General features: G+C 58.3%; 11 protein-coding genes. All 11 read left to right on the top strand.

Going from position 1 to position 26,638, the window contains the following annotated elements:
• Positions 1–912 precede the first annotated feature (912 nt).
• The 11 genes from AC1DXO_RS24380 to AC1DXO_RS24330 all read left to right on the top strand — a co-directional run bounded on the left by AC1DXO_RS24380 (position 913) and on the right by AC1DXO_RS24330 (position 26,613).
• The gene (locus AC1DXO_RS24380; protein ID WP_476980813.1) at positions 913–4,455 is read left to right on the top strand and encodes a TonB-dependent receptor; all 3,543 of its coding nucleotides are present in this window, start codon (positions 913–915) and stop codon (positions 4,453–4,455) included.
• A 208-nt stretch (positions 4,456–4,663) separates the two neighbouring features.
• Positions 4,664–6,217, top strand: a complete 1,554-nt coding sequence (locus AC1DXO_RS24375) for a tryptophan halogenase family protein (protein WP_476980812.1) — start codon at positions 4,664–4,666, stop codon at positions 6,215–6,217.
• 135 nt (positions 6,218–6,352) lie between these two features.
• Positions 6,353–10,144 (top strand): tryptophan 7-halogenase, encoded by a 3,792-nt coding sequence (locus AC1DXO_RS24370; RefSeq protein WP_476980811.1) that lies wholly within the window; start codon positions 6,353–6,355, stop codon positions 10,142–10,144.
• 23 nt (positions 10,145–10,167) lie between these two features.
• Entirely contained in the window at positions 10,168–12,669 is a 2,502-nt protein-coding gene (gene galA / locus AC1DXO_RS24365) for a beta-galactosidase GalA (RefSeq protein ID WP_476980810.1), read from the top strand.
• Positions 12,670–12,716: 47 nt separating this feature from the next.
• Positions 12,717–15,218 carry a glycoside hydrolase family 2 TIM barrel-domain containing protein gene (locus AC1DXO_RS24360; RefSeq protein WP_476980809.1) on the top strand — a complete coding sequence of 834 codons (2,502 nt, stop codon included), beginning with the start codon at positions 12,717–12,719 and terminating at the stop codon, positions 15,216–15,218.
• A 71-nt stretch (positions 15,219–15,289) separates the two neighbouring features.
• Entirely contained in the window at positions 15,290–16,351 is a 1,062-nt protein-coding gene (locus AC1DXO_RS24355) for a glycoside hydrolase family 62 protein (RefSeq protein WP_476980808.1), read from the top strand.
• A 165-nt stretch (positions 16,352–16,516) separates the two neighbouring features.
• Positions 16,517–18,088, top strand: coding sequence for an alpha-L-fucosidase (locus AC1DXO_RS24350; RefSeq protein WP_476980807.1), 1,572 nt, complete (start codon positions 16,517–16,519; stop codon positions 18,086–18,088).
• Positions 18,089–18,135: 47 nt separating this feature from the next.
• Entirely contained in the window at positions 18,136–20,187 is a 2,052-nt protein-coding gene (locus AC1DXO_RS24345) for a beta-galactosidase (protein WP_476980806.1), read from the top strand.
• 48 nt (positions 20,188–20,235) lie between these two features.
• The gene (locus tag AC1DXO_RS24340; protein WP_476980805.1) at positions 20,236–21,816 is read left to right on the top strand and encodes a GH39 family glycosyl hydrolase; all 1,581 of its coding nucleotides are present in this window, start codon (positions 20,236–20,238) and stop codon (positions 21,814–21,816) included.
• Between the two features lie 41 nt (positions 21,817–21,857).
• Positions 21,858–23,900: a glycoside hydrolase family 9 protein gene (locus tag AC1DXO_RS24335; protein ID WP_476980804.1), complete on the top strand. Its 2,043-nt coding sequence runs from the start codon at positions 21,858–21,860 to the stop codon at positions 23,898–23,900.
• Between the two features lie 109 nt (positions 23,901–24,009).
• Entirely contained in the window at positions 24,010–26,613 is a 2,604-nt protein-coding gene (locus AC1DXO_RS24330; protein WP_476980803.1) for a glycoside hydrolase family 3 C-terminal domain-containing protein, read from the top strand.
• Positions 26,614–26,638: the final 25 nt, after the last annotated feature.

Raw genomic sequence — 26,638 nt, 5'->3', positions numbered from 1 at the left:
TCGCCTAGTTTTGCCCCCTTGCTCCGAGCGCAAGGGGGCTTTTTTTGGTGTGCCTGGCATGGGCGCTCTCTTGTGGCTGCAGGTCCCGCCGTAAGTTGATCACAGCGAACGAAGTAAAGCGCAACTGCATGAGGGTGACTGAGTGTGGGAAGTAAGCGTGGATCGAAGCTGCGGGCCGATAAGGGCGTGACAGGTGTAGACGGACTGGACATTGACCAGACCGCGCCCTTCCTGCGAATGGCCTGGCCACACATGGCCGTGCGTCCTGCGCAGGTTTGCAAGGACGCCGCTGCCGTTGGCGCCGCTTTCCTGGCGTTTCAGGATATATGGGACGGAAACCATAGGCAGGATTCGCTCCAGAAACAGCGAAGGGCCCCGTCTGTCGAGATGTCGCGACGGTTGTCGCGGCAGCCCCTGCGGAGGCGTCCACCTTGATCTGATTGCGCTCCCGGGAATGATCATCCCACGGGTCAATGGCCTGCCTCTTACGCGGAAGGTCCATTTTCATATGAAATTTTGTTTTAAATTTGATTTTTTTCGTTGTGTAATTTATTGTCGTAAGACTGGGGTTGAGCCATTGGGTGCGCTTTCCCCGCCAATCGGTGCGCGTTAATCGTGCCGGCAGATCGTCTTCTCGCCTGTTCAGCCTGAGGGTTATCCCTTGCCTGACAAGACTTTGGGAGGATGTCTGGCCTGCGGAGCGACTCTCATGCCGTCGGTGTCGCCAGCCATTCCAGAGCGAATGTGACAAGGACGCAACACTTTTTTTCATTCATATATAAATATCATTTTTATAATTGAATGTTAGGTGGGTGCCGGCTTAATGTATGACAATTGCACGGACCTAACTATTCCGCGCCAAACAACAATGAGCCGGCGATGTGTCGGCCTTAATTTCAGAGGAAGCCGGGAATGAAAAATACCACGCGTAAACTTCTGCTAGCAGCGAGCGTTTCGGCTGTCGCCGTGATGTCGATGGGCCTGTCTGCCCAGGCACAGGATGCGGCGCCGACGACCGGGGGCGACTCCGCCACTGCAAGCACCGATGACACGGTTGTCGTTATTACGGCGCGTCGGAAAGCTCTGCAAACGGCAATCCAGATCAAGAAGAACTCGGACACGATCGTCGATTCGGTTGTCGCCGATGAGGCCGGCAATTTGCCGGATCAGTCGATCACCGAAGTGTTGCAGCGGGTCTCCGGGGTTACGGTCACGCGTTTTTCGACGTCGAACGGGGGAACGCCAAGCTTTCAGGTCGAGGGCACCGGGATCACGGTACGTGGTCTGCCCTATAACTCAAGTACGCTCAACGGCCGGCAGGCCTTCAGCGCCAATGGCGCCAGTTCGTTGAGCTGGGGTGATGTAACGCCCGAACTGATGGGGGGCGTCGATGTCTATAAGGCGTCGCGTGCCGATATTATGGAGGGCGGGGCTTCGGCCATTGATTTGAGGACGCGCCTGCCGTTTGACTACAAAAAGCCAGCGTTTGAACTGTCTGCCGGGGCCAGCTATGGCAGCATGTCGGAAAAGACTTCGCCGAATATCTCGGGTCTTGTCTCGCGTCGTTTTGACACGAAATGGGGCGAGATGGGCCTCCTGGTCGATCTGGCCCATAGCGAGTATTTTCAAGGCAATGACGATGAGCAGATGGGTGCCTATCTGCCTTTGAACAATCCCAACCGGCCGAATAACTTTTCGCTGGTGCCGACGGGGTATAGCTGGAGCCAGGGCCGAAGCGAGAGGACTCGTGATGGCTTTTATACAGCTTTTCAGTGGAAGCCCAGCGATGAGCTGACGCTGACCTCAACCTTCTTCTATTCGAAGAGTTCATCCTCGAGCTACGGCCACAGCGGCAGTTGGGGCGTCGATCCGACCCTGTCGGAGCAACTTATTCCGGCGGACGCGGAGCAAAATATTCCAGGCGAAGCTACCTGGGATGACGATGGGGCGATGCTGGCTGGCTCCCTGTATGTCGGCGCTGTTGGCGTAAATACGCCGGTCTTCGGTTGGGGCGGCAATAACTGGCTTCAGCAATACATTAACAAATCAGATCCGCAGTATGACTACATCTGGAAGTTTGACTGGTCGCCGGATTGGAACAAGTCCCCTGCAGACACGATTCTGACGGCCGATTGCCGCACGCCCTATGGTGCGACAACAACTTCGACGCCGAATATCGATTGGGGTAAGTGGGCCTCGCCGGGTATGTTCTACTGCCAAACCCAAGGCAGTGGCGGCAATGGCAGGCCGCTTAATTTGAGCGGCGGCGGAAGCGCCAACCATGGCGAGTCTTCGACCATGGACTTTAGCCAGAGCTTCGTGTGGAATAAGGAAAATACGCGGGTCAGAGGTGCACTGCAATTTGTCAAGTCTGAAGCCTCCGGGCTGGGCATGAGTACCGGCATTACACAGCAGAGCCCCTTGTTGACGAGGGCCAGCTTTGACGTCAGCGGCGATATTCCGATACTGGGTGGCTTCAATGCCGCCGCCCTGGCAAATACCGATACGGCCTACTTTAATTCGATGTCCTACAACGGGAGCGACAATAAGGGCTCTGCGGTGGCGGGGAATATCGATGTCGACTATAGCTTGAGTGATGATCATTTCTTCAAGTCGATATCGTGGGGTGCCCGGGCAGCTGTTCGTACCGAACGTGATAATTTCATAGGGACCTATTGGGCGCCTCTGGCCGAAGGCTGGGTCGGCACGACCTACCCCGATGGCTCGACGGATGGCGGGACTGCGGCCTATCTGACCGGACCCAGGTCTGAGAACGCACCGTTCACCGTTCCCATTACGCGCAATGGCGTGACCAAGATGGTCACGGTTAATCCGCACGGTTCCATTACGCCTGCCGATTACGAGCTCTATGACTTCCCCAACTTCATGGGCATCAGCAATGGCTCGCCTGGCGCCGTCCTTGTGCCAAGCCTGTCCATGTTGCAGGCTGGTGATTGGGCCCATCTGGCGGCCGTGAGCACCGAAGCGATGAGTGATGCGTTTAATAAGGGGCTTTGTGAACAATTCCCGGACGAAGCTGTCTGTGATTCCAATCCAGGCAACTGGACGCCTGAGCAATATTACACAAATAATATCGCGGGCACGGGTGGCGGTATTACCAACACGAGTATTCGAAGCAAGGCGTTCTACGTACAGACCAAGTTTGGCAGTGACGGATTTGGATTTATTCCGTCTTTCACGGGTAATTTTGGGGTACGTGTCGTCAGTGAACTCTTGCTGGGCGACGGATATTTCAGAGTAAACGGGAGCCAGCCATTCTATCTTACCATTGGGGATGCAAGCCAGGCAGCTGGCGGTATCGTGCCGCCGGGGCATATGTATCAAGCTATCCAAAGCTCTACACCACGCTCGAAAGAAACCAAGTATGAGCGGGTGTTGCCGTCCTTCAACATCAAATTTAATGTGTCGTCGAAGCACATTCTCAGATTTGCGGCATCACAAGGCGTAAGTCAGCCTAATCTGGGTGATGTCAAGGCGGGCGGAAGTCTTGAACCGACCATGCTGTCCATGCAAGGGCCGGGCGGTACGTTCAATTATCTTACAACCATGACCAGCCGTGGTGCCGGGTCCGATATGAAGCCCGTATCGTTCACCAACTATGATATGTCGTTCGAATGGTATCCAAAGGATGGTGTTTTTGCCTATATCGACGTGTTTGCCAAGGATATCAAAAACCAGGATCTGTTCTCGGCCTTCTATCAGACGCAATCCACGCCGTTGATGGACATTACGGACGAAAATCACCCGGTTGAAGTCACGGTGGATCTGCCCTGGTTCTACATTCAAAACAGAACGACATCGGCTCTTGAAAAGGCGACGATCCGCGGTGTTGAATTGGGCGGCCGTACCTTCTTTGACTTCCTGCCGGCTCCGTTTGACGGCTTCGGGATCAGTGGCAACCTGACCTATGTTGACAGCGCTAATCCGGCTCAGCTGGCCAATTCGACACTGGGTACGAACTTTATTCCGGACGGAATCTCCGGTGTAGCACCAAGCTTCAATCCTGATTTCACCAAACTGCCCTACTATGGCATGTCGAAGTGGTCGTACAACCTGGAACTGTATTACAGCAAGGGGCCGTTTAACGCGAGAGTGGCTTACAACTTCCACACAAAACAGCTGATGAGTACAAATGCCAATCCGCTGTCATATATCGGCAGAGGAGGCGGTCCTCACACCTGTACGGTATGTGTGGACGGTGCTGCTCAGGGCCGCGTTTGGGATATGGTGCCGCTGTACAGTGATGATGCCGGTTATCTCGATTTCAGCATGGATTACAAGCTGAACAGCCACACGTCCTTCGGCATCCAGGCCGGCAACCTAACGAATACAAAGTCCAGGACTCTGCAAGAGCCAGTGGTCGGCGTGTTTGAAGTCTATGACACATATGTCTCAGACCGTCGGGTTAGTGCCTTCCTGCGTATGCGCTACTAGGGACTTGACGGGGCGGGAGCTTTGGAATGCAAAGTTTCCCGCCTCGGTTAAGATATGTGTTGAAGTTAGAGCGCGGTTCGATCTCACTGGATCGTTCATGCGCTCTAGTTGTATTGGCCTTTAGTCTGCATCGCTATTTCGAGATGGGCCATGGGAACAAAGCACCTGATGTCGATGCGGTTGGTTATCGTGGCCGGGAGGCTGGAGTATGAATAAAAAGGTAGTCATAGTCGGGGGTGGAACGGCAGGATGGCTTACAGCCGGGTATCTCGCCAAAATCCTGTCCTATGGCCTGCCCTCGGGGTTGGATATTACCCTGATTGAATCGCCGGATATCGGGATTGTCGGTGTAGGTGAGGGGACCTTTCCAAGCATCAGGAAGACATTCAGCCGAATAGAACTTGATGAAGACAGTCTGGTTCGGGAAGCCAGTGCGACATTCAAGCAAGGCATTCGCTTCGTAAACTGGCGTGGTTTCCCGGATAGCCAGGGTGCAGACCAGTACTTTCACCCGTTTCAAATCTCCTCGCAGCACTCCGAATTCGATCTGCTGCCCTACTGGCTGCTTGGGGTGGCCGGGGATGCCAGTTGGGAAAGCGTCAGCACCGTTCAACAACGGGTAGCTGACGCACGGCGAGCGCCGAAGCTGATTACGCAGCACGGGCATAGCGGCCTGCTGAACTATGCTTACCATTTTGACGCGGTGGAATTGGCGCGGTTGTTGCGCCGAAAGGCCGTCTCTTTCGGCGTCAAGCACATAGAGGACACGGTCGACCAGGTTATCGTGGGGGAGAATGGTTTTATTGATCGTCTGGTGACAAGAGCGAATGGCGATCTCAGGGCCGATCTATATGTAGATTGTACCGGGTTCAAAGCGCAATTGATCGGCCAGGCCCTGGGCGTGCCCTTTAAATCGATGCGGTCCCAGGTCTTCGCAAATCGCGCCGTGGCCTTGCAGGTGCCTTACGACCAACCGGGCGGCCCTATCGAATCCCAAACCATTTCGACGGCGCAGGAATGTGGCTGGACGTGGGATATTGGTCTGAGCGGACGCCGGGGTGTCGGTTATGTCTATTCAACCGACCACACATCGGACGAACGCGCCGAACAGGTTTTGCGCACATATGTAGGCGCGTCCGCCAGGTCTTGCGATGTGCGGTTTCTAAACTTCGAAGCAGGCTATCGGCAAACCCAATGGAAGAACAATTGCGTTGCGATCGGCTTGTCTTGCGGATTTATTGAGCCACTGGAGGCAACGGGCATAGGTTTTGCCGAAATAGCGGCGCTAATCTTATCCAACCTGTTTCCGTGGGAAAACAACTACGATGTATCTGCTGAGCAGTTCAACAGCATTATGACGCGTCGTTACGAGCATGTCGTCGATTTTATTAAGCTGCACTACTGCCTGACCCAGCGCGTGGACAATGATTTCTGGCGGGACAATGTTCGGGCGGAGTCTATGTCTGACAGTTTGAAAGCACGATTGCAACGGTGGCGTTATCGCGCGCCGTCCTTCCTGGATATGGACCCCAACCACGACATATTTACCGAGGCCAATTGGCAGTATGTCCTTTATGGCATGGGCTTCAAGACGGACCTAAGTGCACAGAGGGGGCTCTACAGGTATTTTGAAGAGGCCAGGTCTCAGTTCGCTGAAATAACGCGGCAAGGCAACTATGCTCTGTCGATATTGCCCAAGCACAGGGACCTGATCGAGCAGGTCCGTCTGCAGGGATTCAGGGCGGACAAGAAGAGCGCCTAGAGCACTTCCCGACAAGGTGGAGGCCAGGAAGGGCGCAGATGGCTCTCCAGGTTGACGACAAGGTATTGGAGCGAGACATGAGCAATACGATCCAAGCGCTGACGACCGCCTGGCCGTGCCGCGGAGAGACCCTCCATGCAGTCTGAACCTATTCGTCAGGTGGTCATTGTCGGCGGCGGCACCTCGGGCTGGATGTGCGCGGCGGCCTTGAGTCGCATGCTCGATATGCGCCAGCTTGCCGTTACCCTGATCGAGTCGGATGAAATCGGGACGATCGGCGTCGGCGAGGCGACAATTCCGACGCTTCAGACATTCAATGGCCTGCTGGGTTTTGACGAAGCCGATTTTGTGCGCAAGACGCAGGGCACCTTTAAGCTCGGCATCGAATTCGTCGACTGGGGCCAGCTGGGAGAGCGCTATATGCACGCCTTCGGCCCCTTTGGCCGGGATCGGCCGGAGGTGAGGTTTCACCATATGTGGCTGAAGCTGCGAGGTCAGTCGCCGGGCATAAGCGACATAGCTGCGTACAACCTCACCCTGGTCGCTGCGCGCCTCAATCGCGTTGGCGTTGGCGCCCGAAAAGAGGGGCTTTTGTCGACCCTGGGTCATGCCTATCATTTTGACGCCAGTCTTTATGCCCGCTACCTGCGGACCTTTGCCGAGGGAAAGGGTGTGCGCCGGCTCGAAGGCCTGGTAACGGACGTCAACCAGCGCGAGGATGGCTTCATTTCCGCCCTGGTGCTTAAGGATGGTCGTACAATCGCGGGCGATCTGTTCATCGACTGCAGCGGGTTCCGCGGACGTCTCATCGAAGGCACCTTGAAGGCCGGTTACGTTGACTGGAGCCATTGGCTGCCATGCGACCGCGCCGTCGCCATGCCCAGCGAAAATTCAGGCCCTTTGCTGCCCTATACGCGCGCGACGGCTGATACGGCGGGGTGGCGCTGGCGCATTCCTTTGCAACATCGGCAGGGCAATGGCTATGTCTATTCGAGCGCACATCTCGGCGACGATGCCGCTGCACAAAGACTAGGCGCGACTTTGGAAGGGCGAGCGCTTGCCGAACCGCGATTCATCCGCTTTACGGCGGGGCACCGGCGCAAGTTGTGGGACAAGAACGTCGTTGCCATTGGTCTGGCGGGTGGCTTTATCGAACCGCTGGAATCGACAAGTATTCACCTCGTCCAATCCGGTATTTCACGCTTGCTGCGGATGTTCCCCAACAGAAGCTTCAACCCGGCCCTGATCGAGGAATTCAACCGGTCAAGTGTCGCGGAATATGAGCAGATACGCGACTTTATCATCCTCCATTACAAGGCTACCCGGCGCGACGACACTGCCTTTTGGCGCCGCTGCCGCGACCTGGATATTCCCGATAGCCTGAAACATAAGCTGGCGCTGTTCGAGGACAGCGGCCGGATATTCCGTCTTCAGGACGATCTGTTCACAGAGACGAGCTGGCTGGCGGTCATGTTGGGGCAGGGCGTGATCCCTGTCGGCTACGATCCTGTGGTCGACAGCCTGCCGGTTGCCGAGATGCACCGCGCGCTCATCGAACTTGAGGCAACGACCCTTAGGGCCGCGCAATCCCTGCCTGACCATGCCGCTTATATCCATTCGAACTGCAGGGCGCATCCCCATTCAGCGAAGCCATGCCTGCGCTCGGCCCAAAGTGACGTCCCGGAGGAAATATCAATGACAGATATAAATAAGATCCTGAAGATTGTTGGTGTTGCCACTGCCTCGGCATTGCTGGCCGCGTCAATGCACGCACAGGCCGAACCCGCCAAGAGCGCACCCTATATCTGGGCAACCGCGCCGATGGGGGCGGGTGGTTTTGTCGATGGCTTCATTTACCACCCGACGGAAAAGGGGTTGATGTATGCCCGGACCGATATCGGGGGGGCTTATCGCTGGGATCCGGCGACACGGTCCTGGATTCCACTCCAGGACGGCATGGTTCGCGGCGACGATTTCGGCGTCCTCAGCCTGGCGCTCGATGCTCAGGATCCCAATAAGGTCTATCTGGCCACCGGTCTTTATACGCATGAATGGGCCGGTACCGGCACGATCTGGCGGTCCGATGACCGCGGCGTGACCTGGCAATCCTCACCGCTATCCGTCAAGCTCGGCGGCAACGAGAACGGTCGCGGCACCGGTGAGCGCCTGCAGGTCGATCCGAATTCGGGCAGCATACTCTTCCTGGGCACGACCAAGGACGGACTGCTCAAAAGCGTCGACGGCGCAAAGACCTGGACGAAGGTGTCGGGTTTTCCGGAAACGTCAGTGACCTTTGTCCTGTTCGATCCGCGGTCCGCCGCGAAAGGTAACGCCACGCCAATCCTCTATGCCGGCACGGAAAATAAGGACAAGAACCTTTATGTCAGCCACGACGGCGGCGCATCCTGGGAGCTTATGTCCGGAACGCCCAAAGGCTTTGTCGCCCATCATGCGGCGTTCGACGCCTCAGGCACCACTCTATACGTCACGTTCGCCGATCACCCGGGTCCGAACGACTGCAAAGACGGCGCCGTCTACAAATACGGCCTGGCGGACAAGCGGTGGAACGACATCACACCGTTGAAGCCGGGAACTGGCGGACCCTCCTTCTGTTACGCCGGAGTGAGCGCGGCCGCCAGTGCACCAGGAACCCTCATTGTGTCGGCGACCGACCGCTGGTGGGATGGCGGCGACAAGATCTTCCGCAGCACCGACGCTGGCAAGACCTGGGCCGATCTGGCCCCGCTTTCCAAACACACAGCCGAACAGTTTCCGTGGATCACAGCCGATAACAAGGGTGAGGACCGGATGGGAAGCTGGATCTGGGACGTCAAGATTAACCCATTCGACGCCGACGAGGCCATCTACGGAACAGGGGCCGGCCTGTGGATGACCCATAACCTGACCGCTGCCGATAGCAAACAAACTGTCAACTGGTCGTTCGATGTCGAAAATTTCGAGGAAATGGCGGTTCTCGACATGGTCAGTCCGCCTGCCGGCGCCCACCTGATCGTGTCGGTCGGCGATGTCGGCGGGTTCCGCTACCTCGACTTCGAAGGCTCACCCGGACTGAACGGTGGATATTACCAACCTGCGGCGGGCAGCAATCGCACGGTCGATTTTGCCGAGCTGAATCCCGGCCTGGTCGTGCGAACGGCGGATGGCGACAGCGCCAGGAACCACGCGTTCATCTCGCTCGATAACGGCAAGACCTGGCAGGACATGCCGTCAACGCCGCCGCTGGTCCTGCATGACGACAAAGGCTGGTACACGCCCGGTCGGATCGCGGTGTCCGCCAAGGGCACCTCGATGGTCTGGTCGACCGGCAAGGGTGAAGTCTATTATTCCATTGACCGCGGCAAGACATGGAAGCCTTCGACAGGCTATCCCCACCTCACGGGCCATTTCCTGCAGCCCTTTTCGGATCGCTCGGTGGACGGCGTCTATTATGCCTACAATCGCGAAACCGGCGACATGTTGGCGAGCGCCGACAACGGAGCAACCTTCAACGTATTTGCACAAGGTCTGCCCAAGCTGGATGGCTGGAACCAGGACGTGCAACCTCGCGCCGTGCCGGGACGTCTGCGCGACATCTGGCTGCCTGGCCCCTGGGGGCTCTTCCACGGGCGCGACCCGAAATCCCCATTCAAACAAATTGACGGCCTCAGCAATGTTTCCGGTGTTGGCTTCGGCAAGGCTGCGGAAGGTGCGGATTATCCCACGGTTTTCGTCTGGGGCCAGTACAAGGGAAAGCTTGGCATTTACCGTTCGACCGACGAAGGCAAGTCCTGGGTTCGGATTAACGATGACGCCCATCAATACGGCAGCGGCGGTATCCTGATCGGCGACCCCAGGGTCTTTGGGCTCGTCTATATTGCAGGGCGCGGTGTTGTCGTAGGCCTGCCTGACCAGGAGCAGGGACAGTGAGCGGGCTCCACAGGCGACAGGTCTTGGCGACGGGCGGCATCTTGTTGTCGTCCCTGGCCACGGCAGCCTTTTCGCGCGCTTTTGCCTCGGCCCAGCTGGGTCAGGCCAAGGTCGCGACCAGCGTCGCGCCTCGGGAGCAATTGCTTTTCGACTTCGGCTGGAAATTCACCTTAGGTCACGGCACGGATCCGACCAAGGACCTGGGGTTTGGTTATGGTCAGGCCGATTTCTCCAAGACCGGTATCTTCAAGTTTGCCAAGACCGGTTACGATGTTACCAGTTGGCGCTCGCTCGATCTGCCGCACGACTGGGGCGTAGAACTGCCTTTCGTGCACGATGACACGGGTGAAGGCGACAATCAGCTGCGTTCGCACGGTTATAAGCCGCTGGGCCGCCGTTATCCGGAAACCAGTGTCGGCTGGTACCGGCGCGAATTCGAGATTGCCGACTCCGATCTTGGGCGCCGCATCTGGGTCGAGTTCGACGGCGCATTCCGCGATGTACTGGTGTTCGTCAACGGCTGTTTCATTGGCCGCAACAACAATGGCTATACCCCGTTCCGTTTCGACCTGACGGATTTCCTCGACTATGGCGGAAGCAACGTCATAGCGGTGCGTGTCGATGCCAGCTTCGGCGATGGCTGGTTCTATGAAGGCGCCGGCATATACCGGCATGTCTGGCTGACCAAGACCGATGCCGTCCATCTGGCCCGCTGGGAAAGCACGGTGCGCAGCACCCTGAAGGCAGGTACCGCCGCTCTGGCGCTCGCGACCCTGGTGGAAAATCGCGAAGATAAACCGGTCGCCGCCAAGGTCCTCTGGACCGTCCGCGATGCCAGGGGCGCCACGGTGGCGAGCGCTGAAACAGCGGTCCAGACGGTCGGCACCGGGGCTTCACTGGCGTTCGAAGCCGCCGCTGTATTGGCTAACCCGGCGCTGTGGTCGCTCGAAGATCCCAATCTCTACACCGCGACGGTCACGGTAGAGACAGATGGCCACAGGCGCGATGGCGAAGTGGTCACCTTCGGCGTGCGCACGGCCGAGTTCATGGCCGGGAAGGGCTTTTTCCTCAACGGTCAGAATCGGAAGATTCAGGGGGTGTGCAACCATCAGGATCACGCCGGGGTGGGCGCGGCCCTGCCTGATCGACTTCAGGCCTTCCGCGTCGGTGTCATGCAGGACATGGGCTGCAATGCCATTCGTACGTCGCACAACATGCCCACCCCCGAACTGGTGGAAGCCTGCGACCGTATGGGCGTGATGATGATGTGCGAAGCCCGGACGCTGACCTCCACGCCGGACGGCCTGGCCCAGCTTGAGGTGATGATCAAGCGTTACCGTAATTCACCCGCGGTGATCATCTGGTCGATCGGCAATGAAGAAAACGATTTGCAGGGCGGGATGGCCGAACAGGGCGCCAAGATCGCCAGCACCATGGTGGCGCTATGTCACGAACTGGATCCGACGCGGCCGGTCACGGCTGCCGTCAATGCCGACAATGAGAAAGGCGTTTCCGAAGCTGTTGATGTCATAGGCTTCAACTATCATCGCGAATTTCCCGACAGCTTCCATGAGCGGCACCCGGAACGCCCTGTCATATGTACGGAAGATGCCAGCGATGTGTCCACACGTGGTGAGTATGTCATGGACTGGGGCCGCAACGTCGTCAGCAGCTTCGATGGCGATGTACCCTGGAAGAAATCGCCTGAGAACTGGTGGCAGTTCTACGCCTCTCGCGACTGGACAGGTGGCGGCTTTGCGTGGACTGGTTTCGACTATCGCGGGGAGCCATCGCCGTTTGCGTGGCCATCCATCAATTCGCATTTCGGCATCGCCGACATGTGCGGCTTCCCCAAGGACTATTTCTATTACTACAAGGCCTGGTGGGGCAAGGCGCCCGCATTGCACCTGTTTCCGCACTGGAACTGGCCGGAGAATGCAAATGGCAAGGAAGGCCAGGAGATTCCGGTCTGGGTCTATTCCAATCTTGACGAGGTGGAGCTCATCCTCAACGGCAAGAGCCTGGGCCGCCAGGCCGTTCCACATCTTGGGCATGTGGCGTGGAAGACAGTCTATGCCCCGGGCTATATCGAGGCGCGCGGATTCAAGGGCGGCAAACGCGTCCTGACACAGCGGCGGGAGACGACGGGCCTGCCGGCCGCTCTGAGATTAAGCGCCGACCGAACCGTCATTGACGCAGACGGTGAAGACATCGCAATCCTGAAGGTGGAGATTGTCGACCGCAAGGGCAGGGCGGTGCCTACGGCCAATACCCAGATTGCTTTCAAGGTGTCCGGCGCCGGAAAGCTTATCGGGGTCGGGAATGGTAATCCCAACTGTCATGAGAGCGATAAGGAACCGCGGCGATCCCTTTACAACGGGTTGGCCCAGCTCATCGTTCAGGCGGATAAGCAATCAGGTGAAATCCTGATAGAGGCCATGGCGGCAAATCCGGCGGGCGCCGAGATTGCATCTGCGCGCCTCATCGTCACGACAAGGGCTACAAACCCGAGGGGTATAGCGTGATGCGACCGCCTGCGTATTTCATCACAAGTAAAAGGCTGGATTTCGAAATGACAGATACTGCGGGCTCGCGGACAAACCTGCCGAAAACGAACGGAGGGTATTCGAAACTCCGCAACACGGCGGCGGGGGTTGTGCTGTATGCGATCGCCGCGACCGCCCTGGCGTTTTCGACAAGCCCTGCCGCCGCGGAACAGCGGGCCCTGTCACAGGACTGGCTGTTTCAACGCGGCGATCATCCTGAGGCCCGGCAGTCCGCATTTGACGACAGTCAATGGTTGAAGGTTTCAACGCCGCACGACTGGGCCATAATGGATAGACCCGACGGCTCACCGCCGTTCGATCCCAACGCTGTTGCCGGCCAGGATTCGGGCTATCTGGCCGGAGGCGTCGGATGGTACCGGCGTCATTTGACGTTGAGCGAAGCCGACGCCGCCCGGGTCGTGTTGCTGAACTTCGAAGGCGTCTATATGGACGCGCAGATTTGGCTCAATGGCGAAAAGGTCGCGGAGCACCACTACGGTTACACGGCGTTTACGGTCGACCTGACCGGCAAGGTGCATTCTGGAACCAATATCATTGCCGTCCGTACCGACCATGCAGACCCTTCGTCGCGTTGGTATGCCGGCACTGGCATTATTCGTCCGGTCACGCTCGAGGTTCTCAACTGCGTGCACATCGATCCGGATAGTGTCTTTGTCACAACGCCGGTCGCTACCGCCGACGCCGGTATCGTGACTGTCACCGCGGCCGCGAGCAACTGTGCCGTCAAGGCGCAGACGGTCGAATGGCTCACCAGGATTGTTTCGCCCAGTGGCGAAACCGTGGCACAGGTGGCGCAAAAGCAATCTGTGGCTTCAAAAAAGCAGGCGCCGCTAAACGCCTCTCTTAATCTGGCACGTCCGGCGCTGTGGTCGCCCGACTCGCCAAATCTCTACACGCTGGTTCAGGAATTACGCGTTGGCGGTGTGGTCGTCGATGAGCGGCGCACCCGTTTCGGCGTTCGCACGGTTACGGTCGATGCGGCAAACGGACTTCGCGTCAACGGCAAGCGTGTCAATCTGCGCGGAGGCAATATCCATCACGACAACTATATGCTAGGCGCGGCCGGTTTGCCCGACGCCGACCGGCGTAAGGTCGTTGTGATGAAGGCGGCCGGATATAATGCTATCCGCAATGCACACAATCCGGCCAGCCAGGCGACCCTCGACGCCGCCGACGAACTGGGCATGCTGGTGATAGATGAGGCATTCGACAGCTGGAACAGGTCCAAGCGACCCCAGGACTATACGCGGTTTTTCGCCACGGACTGGCAGCAGGATATAGATAGCCTGGTGACGAGCGGTCGCAACCATCCCAGCGTTCTGTTCTGGAGCATTGGCAATGAAATTCCCGAGGATGGCTCCCCCGAGGGCGTGGAAACCGGTAAGAAGCTGATAGCACGCGTGCGTGGCCTCGATCCGACGCGCCCCATTACCCAAGGCGTAAACGCCGACCCGCCACGCAGCTCGGCGCAATTCGCGGCACTCGATGTGGCCGGATATAATTATCATGCCAACCTGTTCGAGCCAGAGCACAAGAATTTTCCTGAACAAGTGATGTTCACGTCGGAATCGACATCAAAGGATGCGTTTTCCTATTGGCGTCCCGTTGAAACCATGCCGTGGGTCATTGGTGATTTTGTTTGGACCTCGGTCGATTATATCGGGGAATCGGGCATTGGCTGGATGGGCTACAGCCAGGACTGGCAGAAGCTCGGACCCTATCCGTGGAACCTGGCCTATTGCGGCGAGATCGATGCCACAGGCCGCAAACGGCCGGCCGCCTATTATCGTGAGATTCTCTGGAAGACCGGTATCGATCCGGTGGCGGCTTTCGTGAGGCAACCTCAAGGCACCGAGGATTTGCCGGACCGGCACTATTATCCGGTCACGCAGCCGCATCTCGACTGGTCGCTCGATGACGTCCACCCAAGCTGGACGTGGCCGGGGCAGGAAGGCAAGCTCCAGGAGGTCGTGGTCTATTCCGAGCTGCCAGAAGTCGAGCTTTTTCTTAATGGTCATAGCCAGGGCCGCCGGCCGGTGGGCGTCGCTAACGAATACAAGACGACATACACCATCAGCTACAAGCCCGGCCAATTGGTGGCCGTCGGTTATAGCGGCGGCAAGGCCACGGCGCGTTGGGAATTGCGGACGGCCGGCGCCCCTGCTGCCGCCAAGGTCTCGATGGATCGGACGCAAATCGCGGCGAATGGACAGGACCTGGCATATGTGACGGTCGAACTGGTGGATGCTGCCGGGACGCCAGTCTATGCGCGCAGCGACGAGCGTCGCGTCAAGGTGAGTGTGGTTGGGGCCGGTCACCTGGCTGGAATGGGCAATGGAGATCCGCACGATGTTTCCAGCCTTCAGTCGGGTGATCGCATGACCTTTCATGGCCGCGCCGTGGCGGCGGTTCAGGCGGGGACGGAGGCCGGGACCGTCACGGTTGAGATCGCGATCGACGGTTTGCCGGTCCAGCGGGTTCGGCTTGAGGCGATATCGCAACCCTGATCTGCTGCCGCGATAACTCGCACGGGCGCGCCCCAACGGAACAAAACCTTTTTAGATCTGCAGGTACTTTCATGAAAACATTCGCATCAAAATGGCTACTACCGGCGTTTTGCGCCGCGCTTGTTGCCTGTCCCGGCTTCGCGCAAGCGGGTGCGAATAACAAGTTTCGCTGGACATCCAGTCCTCCGCTGCTCTCCCCGCCCAAAAGCGAAACTATAAAATATTACGGCGTCAAAGATCCATCGGTTGTCTTTCACGACGGGCGCTATCATGTGTTCATGACGACCGCAGGCGACAATGGGTGGGGTCTGGCCTATACGAGTTTCCGTGACTGGGACGAAGCGCCTGCCGCGCAGATCGTCCCTCTGGACAAATCTCCTATGGGACCGGGGTATCGCGCGGCGCCCCAGGTCTTCTATTTTGCACCGCAGAAGCTCTGGTATTTGATCTACCAGGGCGGCGATCCGATGTACTCGACCAGCACGGATATCTCAGATCCTTTGTCGTGGAGCGCGCCTCGGCGGTTTTTCGATAGTGTTCCGGACATTGTCAAGCAACCCGACGGCAATCCTGCCTGGCTGGACTTCTGGGTCATCTGCGATGACCAGACATGCTATCTGTTCTTCACCAATGACAATGGGACGTTTTTCAGGGCTGAGACGCCCCTGGAGACATTCCCGGCGGGATTTCATGACACGACCGCCGTCATAGAGGCCCCACGTGATGACCTGTTCGAGGCCAGCAATACCTATAAGGTGGCGGGAACCAACACCTTCATTACCCTGATCGAGGCCATCGGGTCGGAGGGCAGGTATTTCCGGGTGTGGAAAAGCGACAGTCTGGATGGCAAATGGGCCCCCCTCGGCCGCGGTATGAATATCCTCGCCGGATCCGACAACGTTGCCTTCAGTATAAAGCCCTGGTCGGAAGGCGTGTCGCACGGCGAGATGCTGCGCGCCGGCACCGACCAGACCTTGTCCATCGACCCCTGCACGCCGCTCAAGTTCCTGTATCAGGGTCTCGACCCTGAGGGGAAGGTCGATGACTATCTCAAGCTGCCTTATCGGTTGGGCGTCATCACCGCGACGGGTTCAAATCCCGTGAGCGATATGTGTCCGAAAACGGGGTTCTGAGCCGCCAGCATACCTACCGCCTATCACCCGTCGGCATGTTTATTTACTATTGAAATACTTTTTTACATATGGCAACTTGTCACGGCGGCATCGGTACGGGTGCCGTAGCGGCCAAGGGCTTGCTATGCCTTACAAGAAGCCGTAATTTGGTGGAAGGAACATGGATTGATCAGCAAACGCAGCCTGTTAGGCGCACCGCTTCTGGCCGCGCTCGGATATGCCAGCGCAGCCGCGGCACAGACGAAGACAGCCGAGCCCGTATGCCCCGAAGTGCCGGCACCTGCCTATCGCTTGCCGGTGGAAAACGGGCCGTTCGGCGCCACTGTCGAATCGCTGAAAACCTATGAAGCGCCGGCCTGGTTCCGCGACGCCAAGTTCGGCATCTGGGCACATTGGGGCCCGCAAGCGGTGCCGCGTCTCGGCGACTGGTACGCGCGCTATATGTATGTGCCTGGCCATTGGCACTACGACCAGCATTTGAAAAAATACGGCCACCCATCCAAGTTCGGATACAAGGACATTATCCCCCTGTGGACGGCGGACAAGTTCGATCCTGAAGGTCTCATGGATAAGTACGCCGCCGCGGGGGCGAAGTATTTTGTCAGTATGGGGGTTCATCACGACAATTTCGACCTGTGGAACTCAAAGCACCACAGGTGGAACGCCGTCGCCATGGGGCCAAAGCGGGATATCGTCGGCACATGGCAGGCCGCGGCCCGAAAGCGGGGACTGCGTTTCGGCGTGTCCGAACATCTGGGTGCCAGCCATAACTGGTACCACCCAAGCCATCTCTACGATCAGTTCTGGCCGGAGAATGGTGTCGCCTATGACGGCGCCAATCCAGACTATGCCGACCTTTATCATCCGCTGCACAATGAGCCGTACAGAGGTAATTCCGAAAGCTGGTACACGAAAGATCCGAAATTCCATCAGGTCTGGTTCGACCGCATTCGTGATCTGGTCGACACCTATCAGCCCGATCTGTTGTATTCGGACGGCGGTTTGCCGTTCGGTGTTGTCGGCCGCAGTCTGGTCGCCCACCTGTATAACAAGAGCGTCGCCAAGGCGGGCCGCAACGAAGCGGTCTACAATTGCAAGGACCTGGGGTCCGGCGAATTCTACAGGGAATCTTGCGTGCAGGACGTCGAGCGCGGCGTCCTGAAGGGCATTAACCCGCTTCCCTGGCAGACCGACACCTCGAACGGAGACTGGTTCTACAGCGACGGATATAAATACAAGACAACCTCGGAGGTTGTTTACATGCTTGCCGATATCGTCAGCAAGAACGGTAATCTTCTCCTTAATGTCGTGCTATATCCGGACGGCAGCCTGCCGCCAGAATCGCAGCTGTTGCTGGACGAACTCGCCCCTTGGATGAAGGTAAATGGCGAGGCCATTCATGGCACCCGGCCGTGGAAAATTTTTGGCGAAGGGCCGACTGTAACGGCTGATGGCGCCTTTCAGGAAAACGCGGCCTATTCGGCCCAGGACATTCGTTTCACCACGCGCGGTGAGGCGCTTTATGCTGTCACCCTGGGCGAGCCCAAGCAAAGTGTTGTCGTGACGTCTTTAGGGCGAAAGGCTGGACACGAAGCGCGCCGGATCAAACGCGTACAGTTGCTGGGCGTATCAAAGGCCCTGACATTCCAGCAGACGGATGCAGCGCTCGTTATCGACCTGCCTTCATCCCTGCCGAGCCGGCATGCGTCCGCATTCAAAATTACATTTCAAGGATAAGCGGTCCATCTCTGACCGCCAGAGATAAGCCGAGCAGGAAATACGATATGAAATTGAGAGCTTTAGTATGCGGCGCGATCGCATTGTGGTCGGCATCGACGGGACTGGCCCTGGCCCAAAGTGCCGCGGGCCATCCCGACTGGCCGGGCGCCGGGCAACTCTTTATCGGCGCCAACTATCAGCCTGTGGACCGTACGCCCGAGCAGATTCATATGGATATAGCCCTGATGAAAAAGGCGGGCTTTACCGTCGTCCGCATGGGTGATCTGTCGTGGGACTATTTCCAGCCGGCCGAAGGTGTATTCACCTTCGAGAAGTTCGATGCCGTCCTCGACGAAATGTATGCGAACGGGATCAAGGTCATTGTCGACATTCCGGGGCAACCGGCTCCGATGTGGCTGCATAAAAAATATCCCGGCGTCGACCTGGTGACGCAAAACGGCACCCGGCTTTATGCCGCCGAGCGCTATATGGACGATACCAGTGACCCGGACTACCGCCGACTGGCGAAAGACCTGGGCGAGGCCATGACCAAACGCTACGGCAAACATCCGGGTGTCATCGCCATCGGCTACAATAATGAGGTCGGTAACGGTTTCATTTCGTATTCGGCGGCGGACCGGACCCGGTTCATTGCCTGGTTGCAGAAAAAGTATGTCACGTTGGATGCGCTGAACAAGGCGTGGGCGACGCAACGCTGGGCTCGTACCCTAAGTTCGTGGGATCAGGTCGAACTTCCTTACGGCGATGGTCCTGGCCCGTTTGAACGCTACCTCGACCTGCGCCGCTACTGGTCGGACGTCACGGTGGAAAACCTGATGGATCTGGAACAGGCTCGTCGCAAGAACGCCCCTGACAAACCGACGATTTCAAACCTGTGGGACAGCAGTGACCGCAAAGGATTTGACTACCTTTCGACGTACAAACAATACGTCACCTACGGGTCGTACGGATTTTACAACGCCGATGCGATCGGCGGCGGTTTCGAGACCATGATGATGAAGGGGGCTCTGACAACCCCCAGCTGGTTCAATGAGTTTCAGGCCGGCGGCGGCGGCTATTACGGCACCAGGGGCCGCTCGCGCATGTGGGCCTATTTTTGTCTTCTCAACGGCGGACAAGGCATGCTTGCCTGGACGTTCAACAGCCATCTGGGCGGTGAGGAACAGGCCCTGTTCGGTCTGATCGATCACGACGACACGCCGTCATGGAAGCTCGGCGAATGGGGCACGATCGCATCAGAATTCAAGACGATGCAAAAGCTGGGCTTTCCGCGCCAGCTCAAGCCCCAGGCGGCGATTGCCTATTCGTTTGAAGCCAAGATGGCGTCCAGCCCCAATAGTCCGTCCAATACGGTCAAGCAATACATTACGACATCCTACATGGAGCAGAAGCACAATGCTTTTGCCCCCTTGTACAACGACAATATCGACGTCGCGGTAATCAATATCGCCCACGAGGATCTCAGCCAGTACAAGCTCGTTGTTATTCCGGGTGAGTACCTGATGGACCAGGCGGCCGCCGACGCTGTGCGCCGCTATGTCAATGCCGGCGGCACGGTCATCATGACGGCCTTCTCTGACAAGGTAAACGAGAACAACCAATGGTTCAACACACCCTTGCCGGGCCGTTTAAGCGATGTCTTTGGTCTGAAAACCAACGAGTTTTATCGCTCCTACTCACCGCTCGTCGGCAAGATCGGCGATAGCGCGTTCAGTACGACCATCAACTTCTATGAAGTGCTCGAACCCTCGACGGCCAAGGTGCTCGGACGGTTCTCCAATGTCGACGGCTCGCCACCCGTCGTCACGGTCAATAGCTATGGCAAGGGCCAGGCAATTTACGTCGCGACGCCGGCACAGGCTTCGATAATGCAGCCGCTGTATCGCAGCCTTTATGCCCAGCTTGGCATAGTTCCCGGCCCGAAAACGCCCGAGGGCGTCTATGCCCGGGTGGTCAATGGGCGGACCCTCTATGTGAACGCGTCATACCAGCCAAGAGATATTGTTTTGGAAGGGAAGAAGACGGGTCTGATTTCAGGCAAGACGTGGAATGGCACCCTGCACCTTGAAGCTGACGGCGTTGATCTGGTCGAATAACGCCGCGCCTGCCAACCCGATAAACACATTGTAATCAGAGATTCGAATATGAAACCGCAGATTTCCCGACGCACATTGACGTCCCTTCTGGCTTCCGGGCTGGCACTTTCGGCGACGGGGGCTCTTGCCCGACCAGTGGGCGCTCGTCATGTCGAACTCGACGTGGGTCAGGCCGCCCGCCCGATCGACCGCTTCTTCGACCTGTCGGTCGGCGCAGACTATTCCGGCACCACGATTCGTCCCGCCAATCTGGCGCAACTGAAGACCACGGTCGATGAACTGGGCTTCCGCTATATCCGCTTCCACGACATTTTCCACGATGCCCTCGGCACGGTGAAAATGGTCGACAACAAACTGGTCTACGACTGGACGAAGATCGACTACCTGTACGATTCCTTCCTGAAGATGGGCATCAAGCCGTTCATCGAGCTGGGCTTCACGCCTTCGGCCCTGAAAACGTCTGACCAGACCATCTTCTACTGGAAGGGCAACACCTCGCAGCCGCGCCTTGGCCTGTGGAAGCAACTGATCGACGCCTTCGCGCGCCACCTGATCGCCCGCTATGGCATCGACGAGGTGCGGTCATGGTATTTCGAGGTGTGGAACGAACCCAATCTCGACGGCTTTTTTCAATATGGCGACCAGGAGGCCTATTTCGCCCTGTACGGCGTGACCGCGCGGGCGTTGAAGGCGGTGGATCCGCAGCTTCGCGTCGGCGGACCGTCGACGGCCGGCGCCGCCTGGGTGCCTGAGTTGCTGGCCTGGACCAAGGCGACCGATACGCCGATCGATTTTGCCTGCACCCATACCTACGGCGTCGACTACGGCTATCTCGATGAAGAAGGCAAGATGGACCTGCAGTTGTCGAAGAACCCCGACGCCGTCATCGGCGATGTCCGCAAGGTCCGTGGCGAAATCGAGGCCTCCTACCTGCCGGGACTGCCGTTGTTCTTCACCGAATGGAGCACCAGCTATAATCCACGCGATCTGAGCCACGACAGCTATATCGCCGCGCCCTACATCCTCAGCAAGCTGAAGGGAACGCAAGGGCTGGTCCAGGGCATGAGCTACTGGGTCTATTCCGACCTGTTCGAGGAGCCCGGCCCGCAGGAGAAGGCGTTCCAGGGTGGGTTCGGCCTGATGACCAAAGACGGCATCCGCAAGGCGTCGTGGTTTGCCTATAAATATCTCAATGCGCTGAAGGGCAATGAAATTCCCTCGGCGGACAAGCAGGTATGGGCGTCATGGGACGGCCATGCCTTGTCGGCCGTCATCTGGGATTATCAGCATCCCAATCAAAAGGGCAGCAGCAACGGCACATTCTTCAGCAAGCTGGTACCGAACTCTCCGTCAGCCCCCGTCAAGGTCGAACTCTCCGGCCTCACGCCGGGCAGCTACAGGTTGAAGATCCAGCGCACGGGCTTCAAGGTCAATGATGCTTATTCGGCCTATATCGAAATGGGCTCGCCCAGGGACCTGACATCCGCGCAGCTTCAGCATCTTCAAGCCCTGACCGGTGATCTGCCGGAAAAGGAAAAGGTAATATCGGTGTCCGCCAGCGGCGTGGCCGAGGTGACCCTGCCGATGCGCAGCAATGACATAGCGCTCATTACCCTGGTGCCGGCTTAAAAGCTTGCTGGCCGTCTCATTTCAACAGGAAGAAACAACCGATGAAAAGTGCTTTTGACAGCAATCGCCGCAAGCTTCTTCTGGCGGCCGGCGTTGCCCTCGTTCCAATGGGCCTGATGAATTGCGGCGGCGGGGGAGGCGGGGGCTCGTCCGGTGGCGGCGGTGGGGGCGGGGGTGGTTCCTCCTCCTCATCGGCTTCCGCATCGGTCACGCCTGACACCATGAAACTCGGCATTCCAATTGTCGTCGATCAGTTCGGCTATTTGCCGGCCCTGACAAAGATAGCCGTCATCCGCGATCCGCAGAGCGATTCCGTCGGTACGCTCTCGGACGGTACACCCATTGTCAGCTTTGATGCGTCCGATTCCTTCACGCCGGGCACGGTCTATGATGTCGTGAATGCGGCAACCAATGCGGTTGTATTCACCGGGGCGCCCGTCGCATGGAACGCCGGAACAACCGACAAGAGCTCGGGCGACAAGGCCTGGCACTTCGACTTCAGCAGCGTGACGGCGCCGGGTGAGTACTTTATCCGCGACACGCAGCGCAATGTGAAGTCCTATACTTTCAAGATCGCGGCCGACGTCTATCTCCCCGTCCTCAAGGCCGCCGTGCGCTATTTTTATTACCAGCGCGCAGGCCAGGAGAAGCTGGCAACGCACGCCGGCGTGGGCTGGGCCGACGGCGCTTCGCACCTTGGACCAGGCCAGGACAAGAACGCCCGTCTTTACAGCGCCAAGAGCGACGCCTCGACCGAGCGTGACGTGTCCGGCGGATGGTATGATGCCGGCGATATGAACAAGTATACGAGCTGGGCGGCCGGCTATGTCACCGCCCTCCTGCTGGCCTATGCCGAGAAGCCCGCCGTATGGGGAGACGACTACAACATCCCTGAGTCCGGCAATGGCATCCCGGACATTGTCGACGAGGCGAAATGGGGACTGGATTGGCTGAGCCGGATGCAGGAGCCGAACGGCTCGGTCCTGTCCATCGTCGGTCTTAGCGGTGCCAGCCCGCCGTCCGCTGCGACGGGGCCAAGCTATTACGGCCCGGCCAATACATCCACGACGCTGAGCACAGCCGGGGCATTTGCCCTCGGAGCGAAGATTTTGGCGGGCTTCCCCGCCCTTGCATCCTATGCCGCCGGCCTTCGCATACGCGCGGAAAATGCCTGGGCCTGGGCCGATGCCAACCCGAATGTCATCTTCCAAAACAATGACTCGTCAAACGGATCCGAAGGACTGGGCGCGGGTCAGCAGGAGACGGACGACCGTGGCCGCCTGATTTCCAAACTGGTTTCGGCAATCTATCTCTTCGACCTGACGGGCAATACGACCTACCGCGATTTCGTGGACGCCAACTATGGTGAAGCTAACCTGATCCGCTACGGCAACTATGTCTCAGCCTATGAGAGCGGAATACAGGACTCGCTTCTCTACTATGCCAGCCTTCCCGGCGCGACCTCGTCCGTCGCCTCGTCGATCAAGACAAACTATATCAATGGCGCCACTTCAGAATACGTATGGGGTAAAATCACGACGAAGGCCGACCCCTATCTGGCCTTCATCTATGACTATATCTGGGGCAGTAACTCTGTAAAAAGCAATTTCGGGCTGCTCTTCACCGCCCTGAACACCCACAGTCTTGCCACGTCCCATACCGCCATGGACAATCTCAATGCGGCTTCGCACTATGTCCATTATCTCCACGGCACAAATCCGCTCGGACTTTGTTACCTTACAAATATGTCCAGCCTTGGCGCGGAAAAGTCCGCCAACCAGATTTTCCATACCTGGTTTTTCGACGGCTCGGCCAAGTGGGACAGCGCGGCTACCTCGACCTATGGACCGCCTCCGGGCTTCCTGCCGGGTGGACCGAACCAGGGTCAGTGGGACTGGGATTCGCGCTGTCCATCCATCAGCTCGCTATGTGGCACAAAGCGACCCTCGCCGCCTTATGCGCAACCCGGGCAGAAGTCCTACAAGGATTTCAATGACGGCTGGCCTCTGAATTCCTGGCCGCTCACTGAAGTCTCGAACGGGTATCAGGTTGCCTATATCCGTCTGCTGTCGAAATTCGTGTGAGTCGGACCACAGCGCGTAGAGCTTAAGGTTCGCCGCCTGGTATTGTTTAGGAGAGTACACATTGAAGCAGCGACACAGGCTCGCAAGCGCGCTGGCGGCGGCATTAGTCATGTCGGCACCGGCCCTCACCCAGCCCGTGGCTTCTCAGGCGTTCAAGCAAGGTCAGCCGCAATCCGTTGCGGCTAAGCGCGCCGGGGACCTCCTGGCGCGTATGACTCTGGAAGAGAAGGCCAGCCAGCTTCAGAACGATTCACCGGGCATTCCGCGTCTGGGTATTCCGGCTTACAACTGGTGGAGCGAAGGTCTGCACGGCGTCGCCCGGGCGGGGGAGGCGACCGTATTCCCCCAGGCGATTGGCTTGGCCGCGTCGTGGAACACGCCGCTGATCACCCGGGTCGGGGACGTGACCAGCACCGAATTTCGCGCGAAATATCTAAAGACGGTGCGGCCTGATGGAAGTTCGGGCTTTTATCAGGGCCTCACGGTCTGGTCGCCGAATGTGAACATTTTTCGCGATCCACGCTGGGGCCGCGGCCAGGAAACCTTCGGCGAAGACCCCTATCTGACCTCGCGCATGGGGGTCGCCTATATCCAAGGCCTTCAAGGCGACAATCCCGTCACTCCCAAGGTGTCGGCGGCGGTCAAGCATCTGGCCGTGCATAGCGGTCCCGAGGCGGATCGCCACCGGGAGGATGTCCATCCTTCGCCACACGATCTGATAGACACCTACCTGCCCGCATTTCATGCCGCGGTGACGGAGGGCAAGGCCCTGTCCGTCATGTGCGCCTACAACGCTGTCGACGGTGTACCCGCCTGCGCCAACACTTACCTGCTCAAGGATCTCCTGCGCACGTCATGGAAGTTCCAGGGCCATGTCGTTTCCGATTGCGGCGCCGTCGGTGACATATATTCGGACGGGGCGCACCGCTGCGCCAGGACCCCTGAGGAAGCCGTGGCCGCAGCCGTCAAGGCGGGAACCGACTTGATCTGCGATTTCTACGGCAGCAAGACGGGGGACCCTGCGACCACGGTAAACGCGGTCAGGCAGGGTCTTCTGACCGAAGCGGATATAGACCGCGCCGTCCTGCGACTGCTTGAGGTTCGTATTAGCCTGGGCCTCCTGGACGCTCCCGAAAATGGTGCTTTCAAAGACATCAAGGCCACGGATTACGATACGCCTGCGGATCGGGCGCTGAATCTGGAAGCTTCACGTCAATCTCTGGTCCTGCTGAAAAACGATGGCGTTCTGCCATTGAAAAGCGAACCGAAGCGCATTGTGGTCATAGGTCCGAATGCGAACAGCGTCGACGCCCTTGTCGGCAACTATAACGGAACACCGTCCCGGCCCATAACTGTGCTGGACGGTATCCGCGCCCGGTTTCCAAACACGGAGGTGACCTATGTGGAGGGCACCGGTTGGGTCGCCCCGCCTCTCCAGGATGTGCCTGAGGCCAACCTGTGTCTGGATGAGGCCTGTGCTCGACCGGGCGTGAAGCTGGAGCGTTTCGACAATCTCGATCTCGAGGGCGCGCCAGCCGCGGTGGAAACCGCGGCACGGGCCGAGTTCAAGTGGGGCTGGCCCAATGCCTACGACCACAAGACCTCGTCGCGCTGGACTGGCTATGTCCGCGCCGATGAAAGCGGCATGCATAATTTCCGGCTCAAGAGCAACCAGGGCTACCGCGTCCGGGTCGACGGAAAATTGGTCGCGGACCTGTGGGATATTGCGTGGCCGACTTCGAAAACCGAGATCCGCCTGGAAGCCGGCAAGGTTTACAAAATCGAGGTCGAAGCGCAGCAGACCGGCTATGACGGCGACCAGAGGCTGCAATGGACGCGTCCGAGTTCCGACAATACGGCGGCGCTGGAGGCGGCGCGCGGTGCCGACCTTGTCGTCTTTGTCAGTGGCCTGACATGGCAGCTGGAAGGCGAGGAAATGACCGTGCATGCGCCCGGATTTTCGGGCGGCGACCGGACCAGCATCGACTTGCCGGTGCCTCAGGAGGCGCTTCTGGAAAATCTGGGCACACTCGGTAAGCCCTTGGTTCTCGTCAATATCAGCGGCAGTGCCATGGCTTTGAACTGGGCCGACCGGAATGCCGCGGCTATTATTCAGGCCTGGTATCCAGGCGGCGAGGGCGGCCAGGCTGTGGCGGAGCTCATTGCGGGCGACTTTAGTCCCGCTGGCCGCCTGCCGGTGACATTTTACAAATCAGTAGCCGACCTCCCGCCATTCAACGACTATTCGATGAAGGGGCGAACCTACAGATACTTCAAAGGTCAGCCCCTGTATCCCTTCGGCTACGGGTTGAGTTACACGCAGTTCGCCTATTCAGCCGTTTCCGCCCCCAAGACCGTCCGCGCGGACAGGGGGATTAAGCTGGAAGTCGACGTGAAGAATTCAGGGCCGGTCGACGGCGACGAGGTGGTGCAGGTCTATGCCACGCGTTCTGAAGCCGGCGCCCCCAATTCCACACTTGTCAGCTTTGCGCGGGTTCATCTGAAAACGGGAGAAACCCGCCGGATGATGTTTGACCTGGGTGCGAAGGCGCTCAGCACAATCGACGCTAACGGCAAGCGTACCGTAGAGCCAGGCGTCGTCAGGATTTGGGTCGGTGGCGGTCAGCCGGGCGGTTCGACCGGTCGACTGGCGCCCTCCGGAATAGACCTGCAAACCATCGTGAAGGGACGTCAGGATCTGCCACAGTTCTGAACCCTTGGGCGATCAGCCATAGCGT

It is taken from the genome of Asticcacaulis sp. P2_C5 (assembly GCF_056404555.1).
Note: the sequence above shows the minus strand (reverse complement) of the source record. Positions and strands in the feature narration are given on the sequence as shown.

Coding starts and splice junctions, on each gene's coding strand:
- AC1DXO_RS24355 (WP_476980808.1), top strand. CDS start 15,290: ATGAAAACATTCGCATCAAAATGGCTACTACCGGCGTTTTGCGCCGCG.
- AC1DXO_RS24360 (WP_476980809.1), top strand. CDS start 12,717: ATGACAGATACTGCGGGCTCGCGGACAAACCTGCCGAAAACGAACGGA.
- AC1DXO_RS24335 (WP_476980804.1), top strand. CDS start 21,858: ATGAAAAGTGCTTTTGACAGCAATCGCCGCAAGCTTCTTCTGGCGGCC.
- AC1DXO_RS24375 (WP_476980812.1), top strand. CDS start 4,664: ATGAATAAAAAGGTAGTCATAGTCGGGGGTGGAACGGCAGGATGGCTT.
- AC1DXO_RS24345 (WP_476980806.1), top strand. CDS start 18,136: ATGAAATTGAGAGCTTTAGTATGCGGCGCGATCGCATTGTGGTCGGCA.
- AC1DXO_RS24380 (WP_476980813.1), top strand. CDS start 913: ATGAAAAATACCACGCGTAAACTTCTGCTAGCAGCGAGCGTTTCGGCT.
- AC1DXO_RS24340 (WP_476980805.1), top strand. CDS start 20,236: ATGAAACCGCAGATTTCCCGACGCACATTGACGTCCCTTCTGGCTTCC.
- AC1DXO_RS24370 (WP_476980811.1), top strand. CDS start 6,353: ATGCAGTCTGAACCTATTCGTCAGGTGGTCATTGTCGGCGGCGGCACC.
- AC1DXO_RS24330 (WP_476980803.1), top strand. CDS start 24,010: ATGTCGGCACCGGCCCTCACCCAGCCCGTGGCTTCTCAGGCGTTCAAG.